24 protein-coding genes are annotated in these 23,954 nt (G+C 37.0%); 21 read left to right on the top strand and 3 right to left on the bottom strand.

Annotated features, from left to right (window positions below; all coding sequences use genetic code 11):
* Window positions 1-7: 7 nt before the first annotated feature.
* The 6 genes from pstB (KQI94_RS00730) to KQI94_RS00705 all read left to right on the top strand — a co-directional run bounded on the left by pstB (KQI94_RS00730) (window position 8) and on the right by KQI94_RS00705 (window position 4,843).
* Window positions 8-817, top strand: coding sequence for a phosphate ABC transporter ATP-binding protein PstB (gene pstB, locus KQI94_RS00730; protein WP_002357302.1), 810 nt, complete (start codon window positions 8-10; stop codon window positions 815-817).
* A 10-nt stretch (window positions 818-827) separates the two neighbouring features.
* On the top strand, window positions 828-1,586 hold the full coding sequence (gene pstB / locus KQI94_RS00725) for a phosphate ABC transporter ATP-binding protein PstB (RefSeq protein ID WP_002357303.1): 759 nt from the start codon (window positions 828-830) through the stop codon (window positions 1,584-1,586).
* Between the two features lie 14 nt (window positions 1,587-1,600).
* Window positions 1,601-2,278: a phosphate signaling complex protein PhoU gene (gene phoU / locus KQI94_RS00720; protein WP_002357304.1), complete on the top strand. Its 678-nt coding sequence runs from the start codon at window positions 1,601-1,603 to the stop codon at window positions 2,276-2,278.
* 209 nt (window positions 2,279-2,487) lie between these two features.
* Window positions 2,488-4,089, top strand: coding sequence for a daptomycin-sensing surface protein LiaX (gene liaX / locus KQI94_RS00715; protein ID WP_002369294.1), 1,602 nt, complete (start codon window positions 2,488-2,490; stop codon window positions 4,087-4,089).
* A gap of 74 nt (window positions 4,090-4,163) precedes the next feature.
* Window positions 4,164-4,487, top strand: coding sequence for a PspC domain-containing protein (locus tag KQI94_RS00710; RefSeq protein WP_002357306.1), 324 nt, complete (start codon window positions 4,164-4,166; stop codon window positions 4,485-4,487).
* Window positions 4,487-4,843: a phage holin family protein gene (locus KQI94_RS00705; protein ID WP_002357307.1), complete on the top strand. Its 357-nt coding sequence runs from the start codon at window positions 4,487-4,489 to the stop codon at window positions 4,841-4,843. The genes KQI94_RS00710 and KQI94_RS00705 overlap by 1 nt, the downstream gene beginning before the upstream one ends.
* A gap of 35 nt (window positions 4,844-4,878) precedes the next feature.
* Here KQI94_RS00705 and KQI94_RS00700 read toward each other — a convergent pair whose 3' ends face one another.
* Complete coding sequence (locus KQI94_RS00700; protein WP_002365747.1) at window positions 4,879-5,841, bottom strand: GIY-YIG nuclease family protein; 963 nt, start codon at window positions 5,839-5,841, stop codon at window positions 4,879-4,881.
* Window positions 5,842-6,050: 209 nt separating this feature from the next.
* On the opposite strand from KQI94_RS00700, the gene hprK reads away from it, so the two are divergent.
* The 6 genes from hprK (at window position 6,051) to KQI94_RS00670 (ending at window position 11,048) form a co-directional block, all read left to right on the top strand.
* Window positions 6,051-6,986, top strand: a complete 936-nt coding sequence (gene hprK / locus KQI94_RS00695) for an HPr(Ser) kinase/phosphatase (protein WP_002357309.1) — start codon at window positions 6,051-6,053, stop codon at window positions 6,984-6,986.
* Window positions 6,987-7,003: 17 nt separating this feature from the next.
* Window positions 7,004-7,837, top strand: a complete 834-nt coding sequence (lgt, locus tag KQI94_RS00690) for a prolipoprotein diacylglyceryl transferase (RefSeq protein WP_002381830.1) — start codon at window positions 7,004-7,006, stop codon at window positions 7,835-7,837.
* A 68-nt stretch (window positions 7,838-7,905) separates the two neighbouring features.
* Complete coding sequence (locus KQI94_RS00685; protein ID WP_002357312.1) at window positions 7,906-8,928, top strand: NAD(P)H-dependent glycerol-3-phosphate dehydrogenase; 1,023 nt, start codon at window positions 7,906-7,908, stop codon at window positions 8,926-8,928.
* Window positions 8,929-8,939: 11 nt separating this feature from the next.
* A complete protein-coding gene (gene galU / locus KQI94_RS00680; protein WP_002357314.1) occupies window positions 8,940-9,836 on the top strand; it encodes a UTP--glucose-1-phosphate uridylyltransferase GalU in 897 nt (298 codons plus the stop codon).
* A gap of 177 nt (window positions 9,837-10,013) precedes the next feature.
* Window positions 10,014-10,445, top strand: a complete 432-nt coding sequence (locus KQI94_RS00675; protein WP_002357316.1) for a DUF948 domain-containing protein — start codon at window positions 10,014-10,016, stop codon at window positions 10,443-10,445.
* Window positions 10,446-10,460: 15 nt separating this feature from the next.
* Entirely contained in the window at window positions 10,461-11,048 is a 588-nt protein-coding gene (locus KQI94_RS00670) for a YtxH domain-containing protein (RefSeq protein ID WP_002381831.1), read from the top strand.
* 120 nt (window positions 11,049-11,168) lie between these two features.
* Here KQI94_RS00670 and KQI94_RS00665 read toward each other — a convergent pair whose 3' ends face one another.
* On the bottom strand, window positions 11,169-12,272 hold the full coding sequence (locus tag KQI94_RS00665; RefSeq protein WP_002361926.1) for a Xaa-Pro peptidase family protein: 1,104 nt from the start codon (window positions 12,270-12,272) through the stop codon (window positions 11,169-11,171).
* 214 nt (window positions 12,273-12,486) lie between these two features.
* Between KQI94_RS00665 and ccpA the strand changes: the two genes are divergently transcribed.
* On the top strand, window positions 12,487-13,488 hold the full coding sequence (gene ccpA, locus KQI94_RS00660) for a catabolite control protein A (RefSeq protein WP_002357319.1): 1,002 nt from the start codon (window positions 12,487-12,489) through the stop codon (window positions 13,486-13,488).
* Window positions 13,489-13,592: 104 nt separating this feature from the next.
* Here ccpA and KQI94_RS00655 read toward each other — a convergent pair whose 3' ends face one another.
* Window positions 13,593-16,004, bottom strand: coding sequence for a transglycosylase domain-containing protein (locus KQI94_RS00655; RefSeq protein WP_002382391.1), 2,412 nt, complete (start codon window positions 16,002-16,004; stop codon window positions 13,593-13,595).
* Window positions 16,005-16,188: 184 nt separating this feature from the next.
* Here KQI94_RS00655 and tyrS point away from each other — a divergent pair, with 184 nt between their 5' ends.
* From tyrS to KQI94_RS00620, 8 genes are all read left to right on the top strand, one after another.
* Window positions 16,189-17,451 carry a tyrosine--tRNA ligase gene (gene tyrS, locus KQI94_RS00650; protein WP_002357324.1) on the top strand — a complete coding sequence of 421 codons (1,263 nt, stop codon included), beginning with the start codon at window positions 16,189-16,191 and terminating at the stop codon, window positions 17,449-17,451.
* Between the two features lie 4 nt (window positions 17,452-17,455).
* Entirely contained in the window at window positions 17,456-17,635 is a 180-nt protein-coding gene (locus KQI94_RS16750) for a hypothetical protein (RefSeq protein WP_002365741.1), read from the top strand.
* On the top strand, window positions 17,632-18,294 hold the full coding sequence (locus KQI94_RS00645; RefSeq protein WP_002369298.1) for a YdeI/OmpD-associated family protein: 663 nt from the start codon (window positions 17,632-17,634) through the stop codon (window positions 18,292-18,294). Before KQI94_RS16750 ends, KQI94_RS00645 begins: the two co-directional genes overlap by 4 nt.
* Window positions 18,294-18,761: a DUF1801 domain-containing protein gene (locus KQI94_RS00640; RefSeq protein ID WP_002369299.1), complete on the top strand. Its 468-nt coding sequence runs from the start codon at window positions 18,294-18,296 to the stop codon at window positions 18,759-18,761. Before KQI94_RS00645 ends, KQI94_RS00640 begins: the two co-directional genes overlap by 1 nt.
* 10 nt (window positions 18,762-18,771) lie before the next feature.
* Window positions 18,772-19,665: a deoxyribonuclease IV gene (locus KQI94_RS00635; RefSeq protein ID WP_002357396.1), complete on the top strand. Its 894-nt coding sequence runs from the start codon at window positions 18,772-18,774 to the stop codon at window positions 19,663-19,665.
* 193 nt (window positions 19,666-19,858) lie between these two features.
* Window positions 19,859-20,077 (top strand): YneF family protein, encoded by a 219-nt coding sequence (locus KQI94_RS00630; RefSeq protein WP_002357397.1) that lies wholly within the window; start codon window positions 19,859-19,861, stop codon window positions 20,075-20,077.
* 197 nt (window positions 20,078-20,274) lie between these two features.
* Window positions 20,275-22,026: an ABC transporter transmembrane domain-containing protein gene (locus KQI94_RS00625; RefSeq protein ID WP_002369303.1), complete on the top strand. Its 1,752-nt coding sequence runs from the start codon at window positions 20,275-20,277 to the stop codon at window positions 22,024-22,026.
* The gene (locus KQI94_RS00620; RefSeq protein ID WP_002357399.1) at window positions 22,026-23,810 is read left to right on the top strand and encodes an ABC transporter ATP-binding protein; all 1,785 of its coding nucleotides are present in this window, start codon (window positions 22,026-22,028) and stop codon (window positions 23,808-23,810) included. The genes KQI94_RS00625 and KQI94_RS00620 overlap by 1 nt, the downstream gene beginning before the upstream one ends.
* Window positions 23,811-23,954: the final 144 nt, after the last annotated feature.

The following is a 23,954-nucleotide window of genomic DNA, read 5'->3' as shown; positions in this document are numbered from 1 at the left end:
AATTAGCATGAAAGAATACAATTTAAATGATACCCATTTACTTCAACTAGATAGCCAAAAAGACCCGATTGCGTTACACACGGAAGACTTACATGTCTTTTACGGGGACAATGAGGCTATCAAAGGTGTTGATTTGCAATTTGAAAAGAACAAAATAACCGCCTTAATTGGACCTTCTGGTTGCGGTAAATCCACGTATTTACGTTCGCTAAATCGTATGAACGATGGCATTGCCAATTCACGTGTTACTGGAAAAATCATGTATAAAGATGTCGATGTCAATACGAAAGAAGTTGACGTCTACGAAATGAGAAAACGCATTGGCATGGTTTTTCAGCGGCCCAATCCATTTAGTAAATCTATCTATGAAAATATCACATTCGCATTGAAACAGCATGGTGAAAAGGATAAGAAAAAATTAGATGAAATCGTTGAAACAAGTTTGAAGCAAGCCGCACTTTGGGATCAAGTGAAAGATAACTTAAACAAAAGCGCCTTAGCTCTGTCTGGTGGGCAACAACAACGTTTGTGTATCGCTCGGGCAATTGCGATGAAACCAGATATTTTATTGTTAGATGAACCGGCAAGCGCGTTAGATCCGATTTCAACAGGAACGGTTGAAGAAACGTTAGTGAATTTAAAAGATGATTACACGATCATCATTGTGACACATAACATGCAACAAGCGGCGCGGATTAGTGACTATACAGCTTTCTTCTATATGGGTAAAGTCATTGAATACGACCATACAAGAAAAATCTTTACACGACCAAAAATTCAAGCAACGGAAGACTACGTTTCAGGACATTTTGGTTAGGAGGAGCAAGATGGGCAAAGAAATTATTTCATCAAAAGATTTACATTTATATTACGGGAAAAAAGAAGCATTGAAAGGCATTGATTTAACTTTTAATCAAGGAGAATTAACTGCCATGATTGGTCCTTCTGGTTGCGGGAAGTCAACGTATTTACGTTGCTTGAATCGTATGAATGATTTAATCCCAGACGTAACTATTACTGGAAGTGTCGTCTATAAAGGAAAAGATATTTATGGACCGAAAACAGATAACGTTGAATTACGTAAAGAAATTGGCATGGTTTTCCAACAACCTAATCCATTTCCGTTTTCAGTTTATGAAAATGTGATTTATGGCTTGCGCCTAAAAGGAGTCAAAGACAAGCAAGTCTTAGATGAAGCAGTTGAAACCAGTTTGAAAGCTGCTGCCGTTTGGGAGGATGTCAAAGATAAACTTCACAAAAGTGCACTTTCACTTTCTGGTGGACAACAACAGCGGGTTTGTATCGCTCGTGTTTTAGCTGTGGAACCGGATATTATTTTATTAGATGAACCAACTAGCGCCTTGGACCCAGTTTCTAGTGGTAAAATTGAAAACATGCTGTTAACATTAAAAGAGAAATATACCATGATTATGGTGACACATAATATGTCACAAGCATCACGGATCTCTGATAAAACGGCCTTCTTTTTACAAGGTGATTTAATTGAATTTAATGACACGAAAAAAGTATTTTTAAATCCAAAAGAAAAACAAACAGAAGATTACATTTCTGGTAAATTTGGTTAAAAGGGGGAAAAAGAATGTTACGGACACAATTTGAAGAAGAACTATTGAATCTGCACAATCAATTTTATGAAATGGGTATGATGGTTAGTAGTGCCGTCCATAAATCCGTGAAGGCATATATTAATCATGATAAAAAATTGGCTCAAGAAGTGATTGATCGCGATATTGAAATTAATGATATGGAAGTCAAACTTGAGAAAAAGAGTTTTGAAATGATTGCGTTACAACAACCAGTGACAACAGACTTACGTATGATTATTACTGTTATGAAAGCTAGTTCGGATTTAGAAAGAATGGCGGACCATGCCGTTTCAATTGCTAAATCAACGATTCGCTTAAAAGGAGAAACACGTATTCCTGAAATCGAAAAAGAAATTTCAGATATGTCTGATTATGTGAAAAAAATGGTGGATAATGTTTTAATCGCCTATGTTAAAACGGATCAAAAAGATGCACGAATGATTGCACAAATGGATGATCGTACTAATGAATATTTCGATAGTATTTACAAACATGCCGTAGAAGCAATGAAAGCTAATCCAGAAACGGTCATTAGCGGAACTGATTATCTACATGTGGCACAATACTTGGAAAGAATTGGCGACTATGTCACAAATATTTGTGAGTGGATTGTTTACTTGGCAACTGGTAAAATTACCGAATTGAATAGTAATCGTGACGAACAATTTTAAGAAAAACAAATAAAAAAAACTAGGAGACGGCCTTTTTTAGACCAATTCCTAGTTTTTTTAGCGTAAAATGAACTGATTTTATAAAACTAGTCCTTACTAATGAGAAGAAATCGTTCTTAAGTCCTATGACAAATGATCAAAAACAAGGCATAATAATGCATGTAAGGAAAACACTATTGAGTGAAAAATTTGCTAAGGAGGCAATATCCATGAAAGAAAGAGAACGCGTATTAGAATTAGTGAAAAAAGGTATTCTAACGTCAGAAGAAGCGTTAATTTTATTAGAAAATATGGCAACTGAAAAAGATGAAAAACAAATCGAAAAAGCTGCTGAAAAAGTTGATACACAAAATATTGGAACAACAAATAAAGAAGATCAAGTCGCAGATTTAATGAATGCATTAGAAAAAGGCGAATCAGAAGGACCTACTGTTGATTCGTTTGAAGAAAATACACAGGACAGTGCAGAAAAAGATCGTGAAAACTTAGAAAGAATTCTTGATGAGTTAGCAACAAAAGCCAATCGTGCTTCGGCTGAATTGGACGAAGTCAACGCAGAAATTGCCGGCATCAAAGAAGAAATTAAAGAAGTCGCAGAAGAAATTGGAACATTAGATACAAAAGAAGAATTAGATGCATTAACAGAAGATGAACAAGTTCAACGAAAAGACTTGCACGTTTTACTTGCACAATTAGAAGAAAAATTAGCGACTCAAAGTACTGAAAAAACAGCACTGGAAGAAGAACTAAAAAACATTCGCAAAGAACAATGGAAAGGTCAATGGAATGATACAAAAGAAAAAGTTTCTTCTCAATTCTCTGAAGAGTGGAAAGATCAAGCCACAGACACCTTTAACCAAGTCGGCGGCAAAGTTGCCGAAGTTGGTGGTCAAGTGGGAGAATTCTTGAAAAAAACATTTAATTCTTTCAGTGATACCATGAATGATAATGTGGAATGGAAAGACATTAAAATGAAAGTTCCTGGTGTGGCAACAACTAAGTTTGAACATGAGTTTAACTATCCAAATCCACAAGCAAGTTTAATTGATGTCAAGGTAGCAAATGGTACCGTGGTTTTCAAAACTTGGGATCAAGAAGATGTGAAAGTCGAAGCAAAAATCAAATTATATGGTAAAATGGCAGGAGATTCACCAATGGAAGCTTTCTTAGAACGAAGTGACATTGATGTGGATGATGAAACGATTTCTTTCCAAGTGCCAAACAAACGGGTGAAAGCAGATTTAACGTTCTATTTACCAAAACGCACTTACGATCATGTATCTGTTAAATTATTAAACGGAAATGTCTTAGTAGAAGAGTTAACAGCGAAAGATGTTTACACAAAATCAACGAATGGGACGATTACGTTTAAAAAAATTGATGCAACTATGTTAGAAATTGAAGGTGTGAATGGTGAAATTAAAGTCCTAGAAGGAACGATTTTAGATAACATTATTGAAACAGTCAATGGTGATGTGTCTATTTCCGCGGCACCAGAAAGTCTAAGTGTCTCTCTGATTAATGGAGATATCCGCATTACAGCTAAAGAAAAAACGCTTCGCCGTGTTGAAGCAAGCTCTGCAAATGGGAATATCAAATTGGCCTTGCCAAATGACTTAGGTGTTGAAGGGCAAGTGAAAACTAATTTAGGTAGTATTAACAGCCGTTTAACAGATATTGAAGTTGTTCGTGAAAAGAAAGATCGCGGCAATCAACAATTACATTTTAGACGTGTACTGGAAGAATCAATGGCTCAAATTAATGCTTCTACAACAACGGGAAGTATTTTCCTAAAAGATACGGATAAATAATTAACAATTTTAAGCTAGATGGGCTGACGAATCAGCCTTTCTAGTGTAAAATTTAGTAGATGAGGTGAAAACATATGAAAAGAAAACTAACAAAATCTCCGAATAACGTGGTTTTAACAGGAAGCTTAGCTGGGATTGCTGATTGGCTAGGAATTGACCCAACAATTATTCGTGTCGTTTATGTCTTGCTCAGCTTTTTCTCAGCAGGATTTCCAGGCATTCTCTTATACATTGCTTTAGCAGTCTTGATCCCTTCTGGAAGAACAGGAAGCGATCGCGGCTACGGCCATCAAAATCCTTATAATAGAAATGTTCGCAATGAAAATCCTTATGCTGCCAATAAAAAGCAACGTAAAGAAGCGGAAAAAATTGATGATGACGAATGGAGTGACTTTTAATGACATATTTTCAGCGATTGGTTGTTAATACACTGACATTCATTTCTTTATCAGTTGTTTTTCCTGGCATGATTCATGTGAGAGGCATAATGCCTGCAATTATTGCCGCCTTTGTTCTCTCAATCCTAAATATGTTGGTGAAACCAGTCTTAACAATCTTGTCGCTCCCATTTACTTTATTAACGTTTGGTCTATTTAGCTTTGTTGTCAATGCAGCGATTTTACAAATGACCTCGTTTTTTGTGGGGGAAATGAACTTTGGCTTCTCAAGTTTTTGGGCAGCGGTGCTAATGGCTGTAATTATGTCAATTGTCAATACGATCGTTACGGATCACAATTTATCGAAATATGAATAAAAAAAGCCTGAAGAACGTAGCATAAAATGCGTTCTTCAGGCTTTTTCGATGGTTAAATTTTCTAGGTGACATTCTGGATGGCGGCTGATATAGCCATATAAAATGTTTAAAAAATCAACTTGTTGCTTCGAGTAATGCTCAATTGTTTTCGGTGGTTTTTTGGGCATGATTTTTTTTGCTAGTTCAAGCGGTGAATATTTTTGAAACGTTTGTTTAGTTACAACACGTGTTGCTACCACCAAGCCTTGGTAAATTAAATAGTATTTGATTTTTTTCTGACAAGGTAACCACATCAGTTGCCAATCTCGTTGGTTAGCTTGACTAATTCGTTGATTTTGGTTTGCAAAGCGCGTCAGAAAGAGCCAATCTTCCTTGAGTTTTGCCGCTTTTTCGAAGGCTTGTTTTTCAGCAGCCTCTTGCATTTGTTGAGCAATTCGTTTGATTGGTTCTCGTCCTTGATTATGGAAAAAGTCGAACAATTCTTGTTGAAATAGTTCGGTCGGAATGGCACTCTCTTTTTGAAAGGTTTGATGCCAGTAGTTGGTTGGGACGAGATCGTAGATACTATCCAAAATTATTTTTAAACGGTTTAATTTTCGGCGAATCGAATAAGGACCAAAACAGTTCTCTTTAGTGGGAATATTTAAGAGTTTAATCTCTAATTGCCGCTCATTAACGGCTACCGATACATAAGAATATTGTTCATAAGCATTCATTTGGCGATTGTAGCGCGGCCGATACTGTTGAATCAGTTGACATTCTAGGAGGAGTGCATCCAATTCTGTGTCAGTATGGAGAACATCGAAGTCTATAATTTGTTTGACTAAACGCATCGTCTTTCGAGAATGTTGATTACTATTAATAAAATAGCTCGACACGCGATTTTTTAATTTTTTGGCTTTACCCACATAAATAATTGTGTCGGTTGCGTCTTTCATTAAATAAACACCCGGTGTTAACGGTAATTGATGGGCTTTTTCCTTTAAATATTCTTTCATAAGTTTCCTCTTTTCTTAAAAGGATCGGCTTCAAGTATACAAAGTTTTCTGAAATAGTCAAGTAACAGAAATAGCATAGGTAATTTCACTGAAAAATAGTTTCATTTTTTTAAAATATGATAATTCTAGGAATTATCTAGTGAATAGCTAGAAACTTGTATTTTTAAATGATAAAATATAACAAGTAGCAGAAAGGACTGACATTCGATATGACAGAAGTGGTAAAGATTTATCAACTGGTAGAAAATCTTTCTTTAGAAGTAGTATACGGAGATGAAGAAAGCTTAAATAGAACAATTAAAACTGGTGAAATTTCCCGGCCAGGTTTAGAATTAACTGGGTATTTTAATTATTATTCCCATGACCGTTTACAATTATTTGGGAGCAAAGAAATTACCTTTGCGGAACGAATGATGCCTGAAGAGCGTTTATTAGTGATGCGCCGTTTATGTGCGAAAGATACTCCAGCCTTTATAGTATCCAGAGGACTAGAAATCCCCGAAGAATTAATTACAGCAGCAAAAGAAAATGGCGTTTCTGTATTACGTTCACCGATTTCAACTTCCCGTTTACTAGGGGAACTATCCAGTTATTTAGATGGCCGTTTAGCTGTTCGGACAAGTGTCCACGGAGTTTTAGTTGATGTTTATGGACTTGGTGTTTTGATTCAAGGAGATAGCGGTATTGGTAAAAGTGAAACAGCTTTAGAGCTTATTAAACGTGGACATCGGCTAATCGCAGACGATCGCGTCGATGTTTATCAGCAAGATGAATTAACCGTGGTTGGAGAACCACCAAAAATTTTGCAGCATTTAATTGAAATTCGTGGTATCGGAATTATTGACGTCATGAACCTGTTTGGAGCTAGTGCGGTCCGTGGCTTTATGCAAGTTCAATTGGTCGTTTATTTAGAGGCATGGGAAAAAGACAAGAAATATGATCGTCTTGGTAGTGATGATGCAATGGTTGAAATAGCTAACGTTGATGTCCCTCAGATTCGTATTCCTGTTAAGACCGGCCGAAATGTGGCCATTATCATTGAAGTAGCAGCAATGAACTTCCGCGCGAAAACAATGGGCTATGATGCAACAAAAACGTTCGAAGAGCGCTTAACCCGTTTGATTGAAGAAAATTCAGGAGAATAGAAGGAGAAGATGTGATGATGTTAGCCCAAGTAAATTCAATTGCATTTCGCCTTTTCGGTATTCCCGTCTATTGGTATGCAATTATTATTGTTTCAGGGATTGCTTTAGCTGTTTGGCTAAGTAGTCGTGAAGCCGTTCGTGTTGGTTTAAAAGAAGATGATGTCTTTGACTTTATGCTCTGGGGATTACCTGCAGCAATTGTTGGCGCGCGCTTGTATTACGTCGCTTTTCAATGGCAAGATTATGTAGACAATCCGATTGAAATTTTCTTTACTCGAAATGGTGGCTTAGCGATTTATGGTGGTCTTATTGGTGGGGGACTGGCGCTGTTTTTCTTTACGCGTCATCGTTTCATTTCTACATGGACTTTTTTAGATATTGCCGCACCAAGTGTGATTTTAGCGCAAGCAATTGGTCGCTGGGGCAACTTTATGAATCATGAAGCCTATGGGCCAGCGACCACCAGACAATTTTTAGAAAATCTCCATTTACCAACGTTTATCATTGATAACATGAATATCAACGGAACATATCATCAACCAACATTTTTATATGAATCTGTCTGGAATGTTTTAGGCTTTATCGTTTTAGTGTTATTACGCAAAAAGCCACACTTTTTAAAAGAAGGCGAAGTCTTTTTAGGTTATATAATATGGTATTCTTTCGGCCGTTTCTTCATCGAAGGCTTACGGATGGACAGTTTGTATGCGTTTAGTAACATTCGTGTCTCACAATTGTTGTCTTTAGTGATGTTCGTGGCAGCAATTGTTATTGTGATCGTTCGCAGAAGAAATCCCAATTTGAAATTTTACAATCGGGAGAAACAAAAGAAAAAAATAACAACTTCTTAATCCAACTTGATTGAAGAATATGGTAAACTAAAGAAGTAACGTTGTTTAGCGAAAGGAGAGTTTCACCGATGAAACAAAAAGTCGCTGTTTTAGGTCCAGGTTCCTGGGGGACAGCTTTAGCTCAAGTATTAGCCGAAAATGGACACGAGGTCTGTATTTGGGGAAATAAACCAGAGCAAATCGATGAAATAAATACAAAACACACCAACAAACATTATTTACCAGAATTAATCTTACCTACTTCAATTCAGGCAACCACTGATTTAGCCACTGCTTTAGTAGATGTTGATGCGGTACTGTTTGTGGTACCAACTAAAGCCATTCGTTCAGTAGCACAAGAAGTGGCCCAACATTTAAAAACAAAACCAATTATTATTCATGCAAGTAAAGGGCTCGAACAAGGTACACATAAGCGGATTTCAGAAGTGATAGCGGAAGAGATTCCAGCAGAAAAACGGCAAGGGATTGTGGTTTTATCTGGTCCAAGCCATGCAGAAGAAGTCGCTGTTCATGACATTACAACCATTACAGCAGCAAGCGAAAATTTAGCAGACGCTGTGTATGTGCAAGAGTTGTTTATGAATGATTACTTTAGAATTTATACGAATGATGATGTGATTGGTGTAGAAACAGGGGCGGCCTTAAAAAATATTATTGCTTTGGGCGCCGGAGCGATTCATGGCTTAGGCTTTGGTGATAATGCCAAAGCGGCAATTATGACTCGTGGTTTAGCAGAAATTAGTCGTTTAGGGGTTGCGATGGGAGCAAACCCATTAACATTTATTGGTTTAAGTGGTGTTGGGGATTTAATTGTTACTTGTACAAGTGTCCATTCTCGAAATTGGCGTGCGGGTAATTTATTAGGAAAAGGCCATAAGTTAGATGAAGTCTTAGAAAACATGGGCATGATTGTGGAAGGTGTTTCAACAACTAAAGCAGCCTATGAATTGGCACAACAACTAGAAGTCGAAATGCCAATCACAGAAACAATCTACAATGTCTTGTACAATGACGAAGATGTACAACAAGCAGCAAAAGAAATCATGTTGCGCGATGGCAAAACCGAAAACGAATTTACACTTGATTTTTAGGAGGAAAAAAGATGAAAGTTAAAAAGGCAGTTATTCCAGCAGCTGGGTTAGGAACACGTTTCTTGCCGGCTACCAAAGCGATGGCAAAAGAAATGTTACCGATTGTTGATAAACCAACGATTCAATTTATTGTAGAAGAAGCACTAGCTTCAGGAATCGAAGATATTTTAATTGTGACAGGCAAAGCCAAACGTCCGATTGAAGATCATTTTGATTCAAATGTTGAATTAGAAAATAACTTAAAAGAAAAAAATAAAACCGATTTATTGAAATTAGTCGAAGAAACAACGGATGTTAATTTACATTTTATTCGTCAATCCCATCCGAAAGGCTTAGGACACGCTGTTTTACAAGCGAAAGCATTTGTTGGCAATGAACCTTTTGTCGTGATGTTAGGCGACGATTTAATGGAAGATAAAGTGCCATTAACGAAACAATTAATGGATGATTACGAACAAACACATGCTTCGACAATTGCGGTAATGAAAGTACCCCATGAAGATACTTCAAAATATGGTATTATCAACCCAGAAAAAGAAATCGAAAAAGGACTATACAATGTCGAGAATTTTGTTGAAAAACCAAAACCCGAGGAAGCACCAAGTGATTTAGCGATTATCGGCCGTTATTTATTAACCCCTGAAATTTTTGATGTACTTGAAAATCAAAAACCAGGCGCTGGTAACGAAATTCAGTTAACAGATGCGATTGACACTTTAAATAAAACACAACGCGTTTTTGCTCGTGAGTTTAAAGGAGAACGTTACGACGTTGGCGATAAATTTGGGTTTATGAAAACAAGCATTGAATATGGTTTGACTCATCCAGAAGTAAAAGATAATTTACGAGAATACATTATTAATTTAGGTGCTCAATTAGCGAAAAAAGAGCAACCAAAAGAAAAATAAATAAAAATAAGCGTAAAATTTCAATTCGTTAGAAAGAAATTTTACGCTTTTTTTCTTAAAGAAAAGGGCATGAGAATTTTATAAAATAAATTGTCATTCTTAGCTTTATGAGTTGTGAAAAATATAAGTTGGTGTTATCCTAAGATTATAAATAAAATTTCAGAGGGGAGTAATGATATGTCAGGTGGGGAAATTGCTGCCTTAATTGCAGCGGTAGCATTTGTTGTTTTAGTCATCTTTTTAGTACTTGTGTTATATAAAGTCTCTCAAGTTGTTTCAAAAATTGAAGATACAATTGATGAAACAAATACAACAATCAAAGTCGTGACTAGCGATGTGAATGTATTGAGTCGCCAAGTGGAAGGCTTGCTTGTTAAAAGTAATGAACTATTGACAGATGTGAATCAAAAAGTGGCAACGATTGATCCGTTGTTTACGGCCGTTGCTGATTTAAGCGAAAGTGTCTCTGAATTGAACACCTCAAGTAAACATTTGATTACAAAGGTAGGAACCGTAGGGAAAGGCACAGCGAAAGCTGGTTTAGTGAGTAAAGTAGGCGGTTCTGCTTTTAGAGCAATGCGTTCAAAAAATAAAAAAACAAATAACTAATTGGAGGAGATTTTTATGGCTAAAAAAGGCGGATTTTTCTTAGGAGCAGTAATTGGTGGAACAGCAGCAGCCGTTGCCGCATTATTACTTGCACCAAAATCAGGTAAAGAATTACGTGATGATTTATCAAATCAAACAGATGATTTAAAAAACAAAGCGCAAGATTACACAGATTATGCTGTTCAAAAAGGAACAGAATTAACAGAAATCGCAAAACAAAAAGCCGGCGTTTTATCAGATCAAGCCTCTGATTTGGCAGGTTCTGTCAAAGAAAAAACAAAAGATTCATTGGATAAAGCACAAGGTGTTTCTGGCGACATGCTTGATAACTTTAAAAAACAAACAGGTGATTTATCTGATCAATTTAAAAAAGCAGCTGACGATGCTCAAGATCACGCAGAAGATTTAGGTGAAATTGCCGAAGATGCAGCAGAAGATATCTATATTGACGTTAAAGATTCTGCGGCAGCGGCCAAAGAAACTGTTTCTGCTGGTGTCGATGAAGCAAAAGAAACCACCAAAGATGTTCCTGAAAAAGCTGCAGAAGCAAAAGAAGATGTTAAAGATGCAGCGAAAGACGTAAAAAAAGAATTTAAAGGGTAACAAGCGTTTAGCTTATGAAAGTTAGCAACGGATCGTGTTGCTTTTGTTCAGCGGCTTACCTTAAAATTTAGAAATGAGGCCATCAGTCCGGTTGACTGATGGCCTCATTTTATTTTTATGCTATTGAATAATTTGCAATTCTTTGGTTGTCTTAGTGAATGGTTCGGAGCCTGTTTTCGTTACGTGTAAACAATCTTCAATACGAACGCCTACTTTTCCAGGAATGTAAATACCGGGCTCAATAGAGAAACACATACCTTCTTCAATGACTAAATCATTGCCATGAACTAGCGATGGGTATTCATGGACAGTGGTTCCAATGCCATGGCCTAAGCGATGGTTAAAGTATTCACCATAACCAGCTTTTGTAATTACACCTCGGGCAATATCATCTAATTCGCCTGCTGTAACACCAGGTTTCACCGCTTCAGTTGCTGCTAATTGTGCTTCTAAGACAATTCCATAAATTTCTTTTTGGAAATCAGAAGGTTCCAAGTAGCTGACTGTTCGTGTGGCATCACTACAATAGCCATTATGAACGACACCTAAATCAAATAACACTAAGTCATGGGGCTCAATTTTTGTTTCGCCAGGTACCCCGTGAGGACTAGCTCCGTTTTTTCCTGTTAAGACTAACGTATCAAAACTCATTGAGCGAATACCTTGACGTTTTAATTGATACTCGATTTCTGCAACAATTTCTTGTTCCGCAACGCCTGCTTGAATTGCTTTGAAGCCAATCTCAAAAGCGACATCAGCCCAACTACCAGCTTCTAGTAAACGTTGAATTTCAGGTTCTGTTTTAATTAATTGAAGTTTTTCAATTAAAGGCGTAACATCATGCGAAAAATCGCTAGCTGGGAAATAGGTTTTCAATTGATCGAAACGAGCTAAAGAAAGAGCTTGTTTTTCTAAAGCAAAGCGTGGTGTGCCTTGTGTTCGTTTATTTAATAAAGCCGCAATTTTTTCCCAAGGATTTTCGCTATCTAAATAACCATAAACGGGATAAGTCCAACTACTCTTTTCGGCATCTTCGACTTCCAATGCAGGTGTAAATAAAAATGATTGGTCGTCCGCAGCGATAAACAAAGCTAACACGCGTTCATGAGGTTCGCTTTCGTAACCGGAAAAGTAAGCGATATGACCAGGATCACTAATATAAGTGAAGTCAATCTTTTCTTGGTGCATCCAATTTTTTAAATCGGCAATTTTTTCTTGATTCATAAAACATCCTTCTTTCTTTTATTCTGAAGTGAATCACAGTACTATCATAACATGAAATGACAAAAAGTTCCTTTTGAAATGGAAAGTAAATTTTCATGAAAAAACGATAAAACGGTTGCAAAAATAGAAGAATTTTGATATTCTAGGCTAGGAAAGAAATGTAAACAGTGTTTTCAGAAAATGAGAACAAATTCATATTTATAGGAGAAGAAACATGGAAAAACAAACAATTACAATTTATGATGTTGCTAGAGAGGCAAATGTATCTATGGCTACTGTTTCTCGTGTTGTCAATGGTAATCCCAATGTAAAACCAGCAACGCGTAAAAAAGTCTTAGAAGTGATTGATCGCTTAGATTACCGTCCTAACGCAGTCGCACGTGGTTTAGCAAGTAAAAAAACGACAACAGTGGGTGTCATTATTCCAGATGTTAGTAATGCATTTTTTGCTTCATTAGCACGTGGCATTGACGACGTAGCTACAATGTATAAATACAATATCATTTTAGCTAATTCAGATGGAGACGATCAAAAAGAAGTTACTGTATTAAACAATTTACTTGCCAAGCAAGTAGATGGGATTATCTTTATGGGTCATCGCATTACAGATGATATTCGTGGTGAATTTTCACGTTCAAAAACACCTGTTGTCTTAGCAGGTTCAATTGATCCAGACGAACAAGTTGGTAGCGTTAATATTGATTACACAGAAGCAACGAAAGATGCAACAGCGACTTTAGCGAAAAATGGAAACAAAAAAATTGCTTTTGTTAGTGGTGCATTAATCGATCCAATTAATGGTCAAAACCGAATGAAAGGCTACAAAGAAGCTTTAGCCGAAAATGGCTTATCTTATAATGAAGGCTTAGTTTTTGAATCTGAATATAAATTTAAAGCAGGCATTAATTTGGCTGAGCGTGTCCGTAATAGTGGGGCAACTGCTGCCTTTGTTACAGATGATGAGCTAGCAATTGGCTTATTAGATGGGATGCTAGATGCTGGTGTGAAAGTTCCAGAAGAATTTGAAATCATTACAAGCAATAACTCATTGCTTACAGAAGTCTCTCGTCCACGTCTATCAAGTATTACACAACCTTTATATGATATCGGTGCCGTGTCAATGCGTTTATTAACAAAACTAATGAACAAAGAAGAAATTGAAGAAAAAACAGTTGTTTTACCTTATGGAATTGATCAAAAAGGTTCAACAAAATAAATTGAATTAAACGGCTAAACTAAGAGCGTTAACTCTTAGTTTAGCCGTTTTTTGATACCTAAAAATGAGCCAGAAAAATACGTTTTCTGGCTCATTTTAGCGAGTTAATTATTATTCTTTTTATTATCGTTGTTTTTATTGTTATTGTTGTTATTATTTGTAGTGGCACGTGGAGCAAGATTTCCCCAGTAAGAAGCGTAATTGCTGTCTGTTCCACCGATCCCAAATTTATAGGTACTTTGTGGTGCACCATCTTTGGCATAGTATGAAGTCGTTGTTTTGCCAGGTGTGTTGAACTTGGCACCATTATAGGTAATTGAGCCAGGTTTTTCACCAGTAAATTCAGAAACTTTTGATTTAATAACGCTTGGATCTAATTCAAATTTTTGACCAATGCCAAACAATTCTGGATTCGCATAGTACAGCGCGTTGGCTAAGTTCGCCATATAATTCCCATTATTGTCGCCGCTGGTCATCGTCATTGGTGCTGGTAGATCATGTCCTGCCCAAGAACTTAGTGTCACAGTTGGGGTAGAGACAATCAGCCATGAATCTTTAAACTCATCAGTTGTCCCAGTTTTTCCGACCCAATCAGCACTAGCTAGATGAGGATTCAAGCCAGCTAACGTTGGTTTGAATTTTGTCGTATTCGCAGAATCCACCACTGAGCGCAACAAGTCATTCATAATAGAAGCGGTCGCCGGTGAATAAACTTGCGTTCCTTCATCTTTGTGTTCGTAGACCACATGTCCGCTATTGTCTGTGATTTTTTCAATCATGTAGGCTTTTTGATATTTACCTTTGTTAGCAAGCGCTTGGAAGCCGTTTGTTTGTGTTACAACATTTGTTTCTACTGAACCCAATGGCGCAGATTCGTAAGCCCAAGCATCTGAAGCTGGATAGTTCATTTTACTTAAGTAGTGATTGTAAGAGAAATTATCATCACCCATTTTTTTTCTTAGCTCATTATTAACATGAACGACAGGGATATTGAAAGACCAATTCAAGGCATTCCGAACAGTCACGAATTGATTTAAATCCACATTTGTGGAATTAACAAATTCACGACCATCAGCATAAGTCGTTGGGTAGTTGGCCAGACGACTTTCAGAACCAATGATTCCTTGATCAATCGCAGGACCATAGACAGAAATTGGTTTAATCGTAGAACCAACTTGACGATCGGCATTAAAGGCATGGTTGTTTTGATTAATATCGAAGTTTCTGCCGCCGATAAAACCAAGGATACGACCAGTAGCGTTATCCATTAAAATATTGCCAGTTTCAATCATTGTATTCCCATTGACATCTGCAGTGCCATCATCAAGCAAATAACCATAATTTGCGACAGCGGTTTGCATCGTGTTGTAAATATTCTGATCAATGGTTGATTGGATTGTATAGCCTTGCGACTGGATTTCGCGACGTGCTTGTTCTTCATATTGATCTAAACCAACTTGATCTAAATCATCACGATTAACTTTAGCTTTTTTCATATCTAAATCCATGACAATCTCAACTGCTTTATCTAACACCGTATAGTATAGATAGCCTTCTGTATTGACATTGGCCTGTTCAGTTGGTAAAAAGTCTTTTTTCAAGTCGTAAGCTTTGGCTTCTTCATATTCCTTTTGCGAAATAGCTTTTTCTCGGTACATACTGAAAAGAACAAAATCTTTTCTCTTCATTCCTAAAGACAAATCGTCTTTCAAGGCACCAGTGTTAGTATAGGGCGTGTAAACAATGGGACTTTGGGGAAGTCCTGCGATAAAGGCCGCTTGAGGAAGATTCAAGTCCTTGGCACTTTTACCAAAGAGTCCTTTGGCTGCTTCTTCCACGCCTGCAATATTTTCACCTTTGTTATTACGACCAAAAGGGGAGACATTTAGATAAGTTGTCACGATTTCGTCCTTAGAAAAGTATTTTTCAATACGTAAAGCTAATAAAATTTCGTTGGCTTTCCGTTTAAAGGTCGTTTCATCAGTTAAAATCTGTTGCTTGACCAATTGCTGAGTCAATGTTGAACCACCAGAAGAACCGCCGATACCTGTCGCATCAGAAATCAACGCTCGAACTAGCGCTTTTGGTACCACCCCATGATGTTCTTCAAAATATTCATCTTCTGTTGAAATAATGGCTTTTTTTAGCAATGGAGACATTTGATCGCCATTAATTCGTGTCCGAATTAAATCTGATTTGATGTTAGCAATCGGAGTACCATCTGCGTAAGTCATTTTTGACACTTCGGTAATATCACTGATTTCTTTTTGCAATTCTTCCTTCGTTGGGGGCTGTGTATCTTCAACTAGAAAAGCAAAATAGCCCATTCCAATACCTAAGCCAAGAGAGCCACCTAAGACAATCAGAATAACCCCAAAAACCACTAATGACTGAAAAACGCGAATAATGACATTTAAAATAAGTAAAAAGACATTGCCGCCAGAAGAGGTCGTTGGTTTTTGCTTATTGTTACTTGAATTATTTTTCAAAAGCTTCACCTCAATAAAATGATACATTCTGTGTTATTATAGCAAAAAAAAGCTTCTATGAATAGTTTCTACACCAATTGCCATTTTTTGTTGAAAAAACTTAAGAGAAAATAGGGAAATCTCATTTTTTGACTTTTCAAGTGTGACAGAATCGGTTACTATGAATAGGGGAATTTGATCTATTATTATGTTTTACTATAGGAGGAAAATCATGAATTCAGCTTTTTTTGAAGAATTAAAAGCCCGTGGGTTGGTCTACCAAGTCACAGATGAAGAAGCCTTACAAAAACAATTAAATGAAGAATCTGTTAAATTATATATCGGCTTTGATCCAACGGCAGACAGTTTACACATCGGGCATCTACTGCCAATTCTTATGTTACGTCGTTTCCAACAAAATGGTCATGTGCCCATTGCTTTAGTTGGTGGCGGAACAGGCATGATTGGTGATCCATCATTCAAAGATGCAGAACGTAGTTTAAACACACTTGATACAGTGAAAGCTTGGTCTGAAAGTATTAAGGGCCAGTTGTCACGTTTTATCGATTTTGAAGATGAAAAAAATCCAGCGATTCTAGCAAATAACTATGATTGGCTTGGAGAGCTTTCGTTAATTGATTTCTTACGTGATGTTGGAAAAAACTTTACAATTAACTATATGATGAGTAAAGAAAGTGTGAAACGTCGAATCGAAACAGGAATTTCTTATACTGAATTTGCGTATCAATTATTACAAGCGTATGATTTCTTGAAATTGTACGAAACAGAAGGTTGTTTATTGCAATTAGGCGGCAGTGATCAATGGGGAAACATTACTTCAGGGATTGAATTATTACGCCGAGAACAAGAAGTTCAAGGATTTGGCTTAACTATGCCTTTAATTACAAAAGCAGATGGTACCAAATTTGGTAAAACAGAAGGAAACGCAGTTTGGCTAGATGCGGAAAAAACTTCGCCATATGAATTTTATCAATTCTGGATTAACACAGATGATCGTGATGTCGTGAAATTCTTGAAATACTTTACTTTCTTAACATTGGATGAAATTGCAACAATTGAAGAAGAATTTACAGCGAACCCAGGTCAACGTGCTGCGCAAAAAGCGTTAGCCAAAGAAGTGACTACTTTAGTCCACGGTGAAGCAGCCTATCATCAAGCGGTTAAAATTTCAGAAGCTTTATTCAGCGGGGATATCCAAAGCTTAACAGCAGAAGAAATTAAACAAGGCTTTAAAGATGTACCGACGTATGAGGTGCAACCAGAGGATCAATTAAGTTTAGTCGACTTATTAGTTACCTCAAAAATAGAACCATCCAAACGTCAAGCCCGTGAAGATGTTCAAAATGGAGCGATTTACGTCAATGGAGAACGTAGACAAGATTTAGCAGCTGAATTGACAGAAACTGATAAAATCGAAGGACAATTTACTGTGATTCGTCGCGGTAAGAAAAAATATTTCTTGTTAAAATACTAAAAAAATGAAAGCTTGGGACGAAGGTCGTTTAGACAACAGGTTCCAAGCTTTCGCTTTTAAAAAAGATAAATTGGGATTAATTCTGTTACAAAAAACTCTTTTTTACTATTGGGCATATTCAATTACAGATAACTTGTGCTATGCTAGAATAAAAAGTGCAGTCGCTATAAGGAGTAGGTTATGAAATCAATTGTCGAAAAGTTAAACTTAACGAAGTATCAGCAACTAGTTATTTTAAATAGACCACAGGGAGAGTATCTATCTGAATTTGCTTCAGCCGCGCAGCAATTACCCTCAGAACCAGTTGAGCTGATTTTTGCATTTGTGAAAACAATGGCGGAATTTCAAGAGATTGTTTCAATGGTGATTGAAGGTCAACATTTAGTAGAAAATGGGTTGTTATATGTGGCTTATCCGAAAAAAGGCAATAAAATGTATCCAACCTTTGTCCACCGAGATGAAATTTTTCCAACATTACAAGTAAACGAGGCAGATGGGTATATTAAAGGCTCAACCTTAAAATTTAATCGCATGGTTAGTTTAGATGAGACTTTTACGGTTGTCGGCATGAAGAATGTTCTTAAAAAGCTAGCGAAGAATCAGACCAGTTCTGCTGTTGGGGATTATGTTCAATATTTACCGGAAATTGAAGCGTTGGTACAAACAGAACCAGCTGCTGCAGCGACATTCGCTGCATTAACGCCTGGTTATCAAAAAGAGTGGGCGCGGTATGTATTTAGTGCAAAGCGAGCGGAGACACGGAAAAAGCGGCAAACTGAAATGTTAGTCATTTTAAAAGAAGGCTATAAAACCAAAGCGCTTTATCAGCAAAGGAAGAAATAATGGCGCAGTCAATTGAAACAGTTACAGCATACATCGAAACAGTTGAACCAAACTGGCGAATTGCTTATCAGCAAGTATTAGATGTCGTTTCGCAAAATTTGCCAGCAGGATTTGAATTAACAATGCAATATGGCATGCCAACCTTTGTTGTGCCGCTTTCAGTATTTCCAGAAGGCTATCTTAACCGTGGTGATGAACCGTTACCATTTATCAGCTTAGGCGCTACTAAAAGGCAAGTAGCTTTATATCACATGGGATTAATGGGAAATGAAGCCGTCCGAAGTTGGTTTCAAGAAGCCTATCAGGAACAAGTGTCAACAAAGCTAAACATGGGGAAAAGTTGTCTTCGCTTCACTAATCCTAAGCGAATACCCTATGAACTAATTGGCGAATTAGTAACAAAAATCACGCTAGAAGAATGGCTGCAACAGTATCAACACTACCAAAAGAAAAAGAAGAATTATTAGGAGGAACCACATGTTATTAGGATCACACGTTAGTATGAGTGGCAAGAAAATGCTATTAGGCTCTGCCGAGGAAGCGGCTAGTTATGGCTCAACAACCTTTATGATTTATACAGGTGCGCCACAAAACACGCGTCGGAAACCGATTGAAGAAATGAATATTGAAGCTGGGCAAGCTTTTATGAAGGAACACAATTTAAGTAATATCGTCGTTCATGCCCCGTATATTATTAATTTAGGTAATACAATTAAAACGGAAAATTTCGGTTTTGCCGTAGACTTTTTGCGTCAAGAAATTGAGCGAGCACAAGCGTTGGGAGCAACGCAAATCACGTTACACCCAGGTGCGCATGTTGGTGCAGGTCCAGAAGCCGGCATTAAACAAATTGTTAAAGGTCTAAACGAAGTCTTGTGGAAAGAGCAAATCCCTCAAATCGCTTTAGAAACCATGGCTGGTAAAGGAACCGAAATCGGCCGTACGTTTGACGAACTAGCTGCGATTATTGACGGAGTTACGCTAAATGATAAGCTTTCTGTCACTCTGGATACTTGCCACATTAATGATGCAGGTTATAATGTAAAAGATGATTTTGATGGCGTATTAGTTGAATTTGATAAAATTATCGGATTGGATCGTTTAAAAGTTATTCATGTGAATGATTCTAAAAATCCTATGGGCTCACATAAAGATCGTCATGCCAATATTGGCTTTGGCACTATTGGTTTTGAAGCTTTAAACGGTGTGGTTCACCATGAAAAATTAACTGCTTTACCAAAAATTTTAGAAACACCTTATGTCGGAGAAGACAAAAAAAATAAAAAGGCCCCTTACGGCTTTGAAATTGCGATGTTAAAAAATCAAACATTTGATCCAGAATTATTAGAAAAAATTCAAGGACAAAACTAAAGCAACAATCGCTCTTAAAGGTCCTATTGACATTTAAGAGCGTATATTTTTGACTTTTAATCACTATTTTGCAAAAAAATCAGACTTTTTTCATTATTTAAGAGAAATCCCGCAAAAAGAACTTTTCTTTTTTTGCTATTTCTAGTAAAATAATTCATTGAGAGCAAAACTATACGGAGAGGAGAGAGTTTCAATGGCAACAGGTTGGGTAGTATTAATCGCAGTAATCGCTTTATTAGTAGGCGCTGCAGGGGGCTTTTTCCTTGCACGCAAATATATGCAAGATTATTTCAAAAAAAATCCTCCCGTTAATGAGGATATGTTACGCATGATGATGGCATCAATGGGTCAAAAACCGTCAGAGAAAAAGGTTAGACAAATGATGCAACAAATGAAAAACCAAGGAAAATAGTAAAGGTTATTCAGGTAATCATGAATAAGTGTAAAAACGGGCTGATTTTCAGTCCGTTTTTTTGTTGTTTTGCGGGAGAATAGGATAATCTAGGAGGAAAAGAGCGAAACGTTTAATCAAAAACAACAATAACGAAGAAACCTTCTAGCTCGAAAGTAGTCTTCGTAGAACAACAAAGTAAAAGGAGGGACAACTGAATGTCCATATTCAAAAAATTAGGCTGGTTTTTTAAGCAAGAGAAAAAAAGTTATATTATTGGGGTTTTCTCATTAATGATGGTCGCTCTTGTTCAATTAGTCCCGCCCAAAGTTATTGGCGTCGTTGTAGATGAAATCGTTAACAAAGAAATTCGCTTAACGAAAATTATCGTGTGGGTTGCACTCTTGATTGGTGCTGGGCTTGCCCAATATCTTTTTCGCTATATTTGGCGGATGCATATTTGGGGGAGTGCGGCTCGTTTGGAAAAAGAGCTACGGACTCAATTATTTCATCATTTCACAAAAATGGATAGCATCTTTTATCAGAAATATCGGACAGGTGACTTGATGGCGCATGCAACCAATGATTTAAATGCCATCCAAAATGTTGCTGGAGCTGGGATTTTAACGTTTGCCGACTCTGTGATTACGGGAGGAACAACGATTATCGCAATGGTTCTATTTGTCGATTGGCGCTTAACATTAATTGCTTTATTACCGCTGCCTTTATTAGCCGTCACTTCACGAGTTCTAGGTTCTAAGTTGCATGATGCCTTTCGAGATTCACAAGCTGCTTTTTCAGCGATTAATGATAAAACACAAGAAAGTATTACTGGAATTAAAGTCATTAAAACATTTGGGCAAGAAAAAGAAGATCTTGCTGATTTTACAGAGAAAATTGATGATGCTATCGTCAAAAATAAACGAACGAACTTTTTAGATGCACTATTTGATCCGTTTATTACGCTGATTATTGGTGTTTCTTATGTTTTGACAATTATTATTGGTGGTCGTTTCATCATGGAAGGAACGATTAGTTTAGGTCAGTTGGTCTCTTTCATTGCCTATATTGGGATGCTAGTTTGGCCAATGTTTGCGATTGGGCGCTTATTTAATGTGTTAGAACGTGGGAATGCTAGTTACGATCGTGTGAACGAATTATTACATGAAAAAACGCATATTATCGAACGAAAAGATGCCATCAAAACAATGGCGCAAGGGACAATTTCAATGAAGATTGATTCTTTTTCTTATCCAAAAGAAGAGACGGTGGCGTTGGAAAATATCCAATTTTCGTTGCAAGAAGGAGAAACCTTGGGGATTGTTGGCAAAACAGGCGCTGGTAAAACCACTATTTTGAAATTGTTGATGCGTGAATATGACCAATACCAAGGAACGATTTCCTTTGGAAAACATAACATTAAAAATTACACATTAGATGCATTGATGGGTGCAATGGGGTACGTGCCACAGGACCATTTTCTCTTTTCCATGACGGTACGAGATAACATTCGTTTTGCTAAACCACACTTGGAACAAGCAGCAGTTGAACAAGCGGCAGCATTAGCATTTATTAACCAAGAAATTAAAGCATTCCCTGAAGGCTATGACACAATGGTTGGGGAACGTGGCGTTTCGCTTTCTGGAGGACAAAAACAACGGATTTCTATTGCACGGGCCTTGATTGTTGAACCAGAATTGTTAATTTTAGACGATGCCTTATCTGCAGTCGATGCGAAGACTGAAGAGGCGATTTTATCAAATCTAAAAGAAACGCGCCAAGAAAAAACCACTATTATTACAGCGCATCGTTTAAGTAGTGTCATGCATGCCAAAGAAATCTTAGTGTTGGATGAAGGGAAAATTATTGAACGGGGGACGCATCCAGAGTTACTGGCTCAGAAGGGTTGGTATCAGCGGATGTGGGAAAAACAGCAATTAGAAGCGAAAATTGAAGGGAGTGAGAGTTAATGGAAGAAAAGTATCAATCCGAATGGTCCAGAGAATTACCGATGAAAGAACAATTAACGATTGTTCAGCGTTTGTTTCGTTTTGCCAAACCGTTTCGACGCATGTTTTACACAGCTATTCTCTTTGCATTTGGCTTATCAATTATCAATATTCTTTTGCCTAGAGTCATTCAAGTTTTTATGGATAATTATTTAACGCCTAAAACTGCTACAATGCAAGTGATTCTAACTTTTGCTGCTATTTATTTCTTTGGTGTCATTGTCAAAAGTATTGTTTGGTTTTTCCAATGGTATTTGTATTCGATGGCTTCTTTAAAAACGTATCAATATATACGAGTGAAATTATTTGAAAAATTACACACTTTAGGTATGCGTTATTTTGATCAAACACCAGCGGGTTCGACGGTGTCTCGTGTTACAAATGACACAGAAACATTGTTTGAATTCTGGTATGTATTCCTAATGGTGATTACAGGAATTTTTGCCGTAATCTCGTCATTTTTTGCAATGTTTCAACTCAGTCCAGAAATCTCATTTTATTGTCTAATTTTCTTGCCGATTTTATTAGTTGTGATTTGGTATTACCAAAAATTTAGTTCAAAATTATATCGCAGTATGCGGGAAAAATTAAGTCAATTAAACACCAAACTAAATGAATACATCTCTGGTATGCAAATCATTCAACAATTTCGCCAAGAAAAGCGTTTGGAAAAAGAATTTGAGGAAACCAATGATGATTATTTAAAAACACGAGTAGCAATGATTCGTATGAATTCGTTATTATTAAGTCCCATCATTAATTTGTTGTATACGTTGGCGATTGCATTGGCCTTAACTATGTTTGGCATCGATGCTTTACATTCACCTGTTGAAGCGGGGATGATTTATGCTTTTGTAACGTATGTCCAAGCTTTTTTTAATCCGATGACGCAAATGATGGACTTCCTAAGTATCTTTACAGATGGGATTGTCGCAGGTAGCCGTATTTTAAAAATTATGGATACGGAAGAATTAACGCCGCAACAATCAGTAGGTGCGAATGGGGAAATTATTCGCGGGAAAATTGAATTTCGCAATGTTACTTTTTCTTATGACGGCAAAAACGAAGTATTGAAAAATATTAGCTTTGTCGCAAATCCCGGGGAAACCGTCGCTTTAGTCGGTCATACAGGAAGTGGTAAAAGTTCAATTATTAATGTACTCATGCGTTTCTATGAATTTTATGAAGGGCAGATTTTAATTGATGATCGTGACATTCGTGATTTTCCCATGACAGAATTACGGGAAAAGATGGGCTTAGTATTACAGGACGCTTTCATGTTTTATGGAGATATTGCTGGAAATATCCGTTTACTGAATCCCAATATTACAGATGAGCAAATTAAACAGGCTGCGGAATTTGTTCAGGCAGATAAATTTATTCACACGTTACCCAATACCTATCATGCGAAAGTCATTGAACGAGGAGCGAGTTATTCTAGCGGGCAACGTCAATTAATTTCGTTTGCACGAACGATTGTGACTGATCCCAAAATTTTAGTTTTAGATGAAGCAACCGCTAATATTGATACAGAAACAGAAGGATTGATTCAAGAAGGATTAGCCAAAATGCGTCAAGGGAGAACGACAATTGCGATTGCGCATCGCCTTTCGACGATTCGTGACGCAAACTTGATTTTAGTTTTAGACAAAGGGCAGATTGTAGAACGAGGAACGCACGAAACGTTACTGGCAGAAGGTGGCCTTTATGCGGATATGTATCAGTTACAAAGTACGGAAGTTTAACGTAACAATAGAAAGAGTTAAATAACCCAAACAAAGGCATTTAGTGTTAGGAAATTCCTAATTCTAGGTGTCTTTGTAGCTCTTTAAATTGCAAAAAAGAATAGAAATGGTATGATATGAAGAGAGAAAAACAAACGAGGAAGT

This window comes from Enterococcus sp. S183_ASV_20 (assembly GCF_018919685.1).
Classification (GTDB): Bacteria; Bacillota; Bacilli; order Lactobacillales; family Enterococcaceae; genus Enterococcus; species Enterococcus faecalis.
Note: the sequence above shows the minus strand (reverse complement) of the source record. Positions and strands in the feature narration are given on the sequence as shown.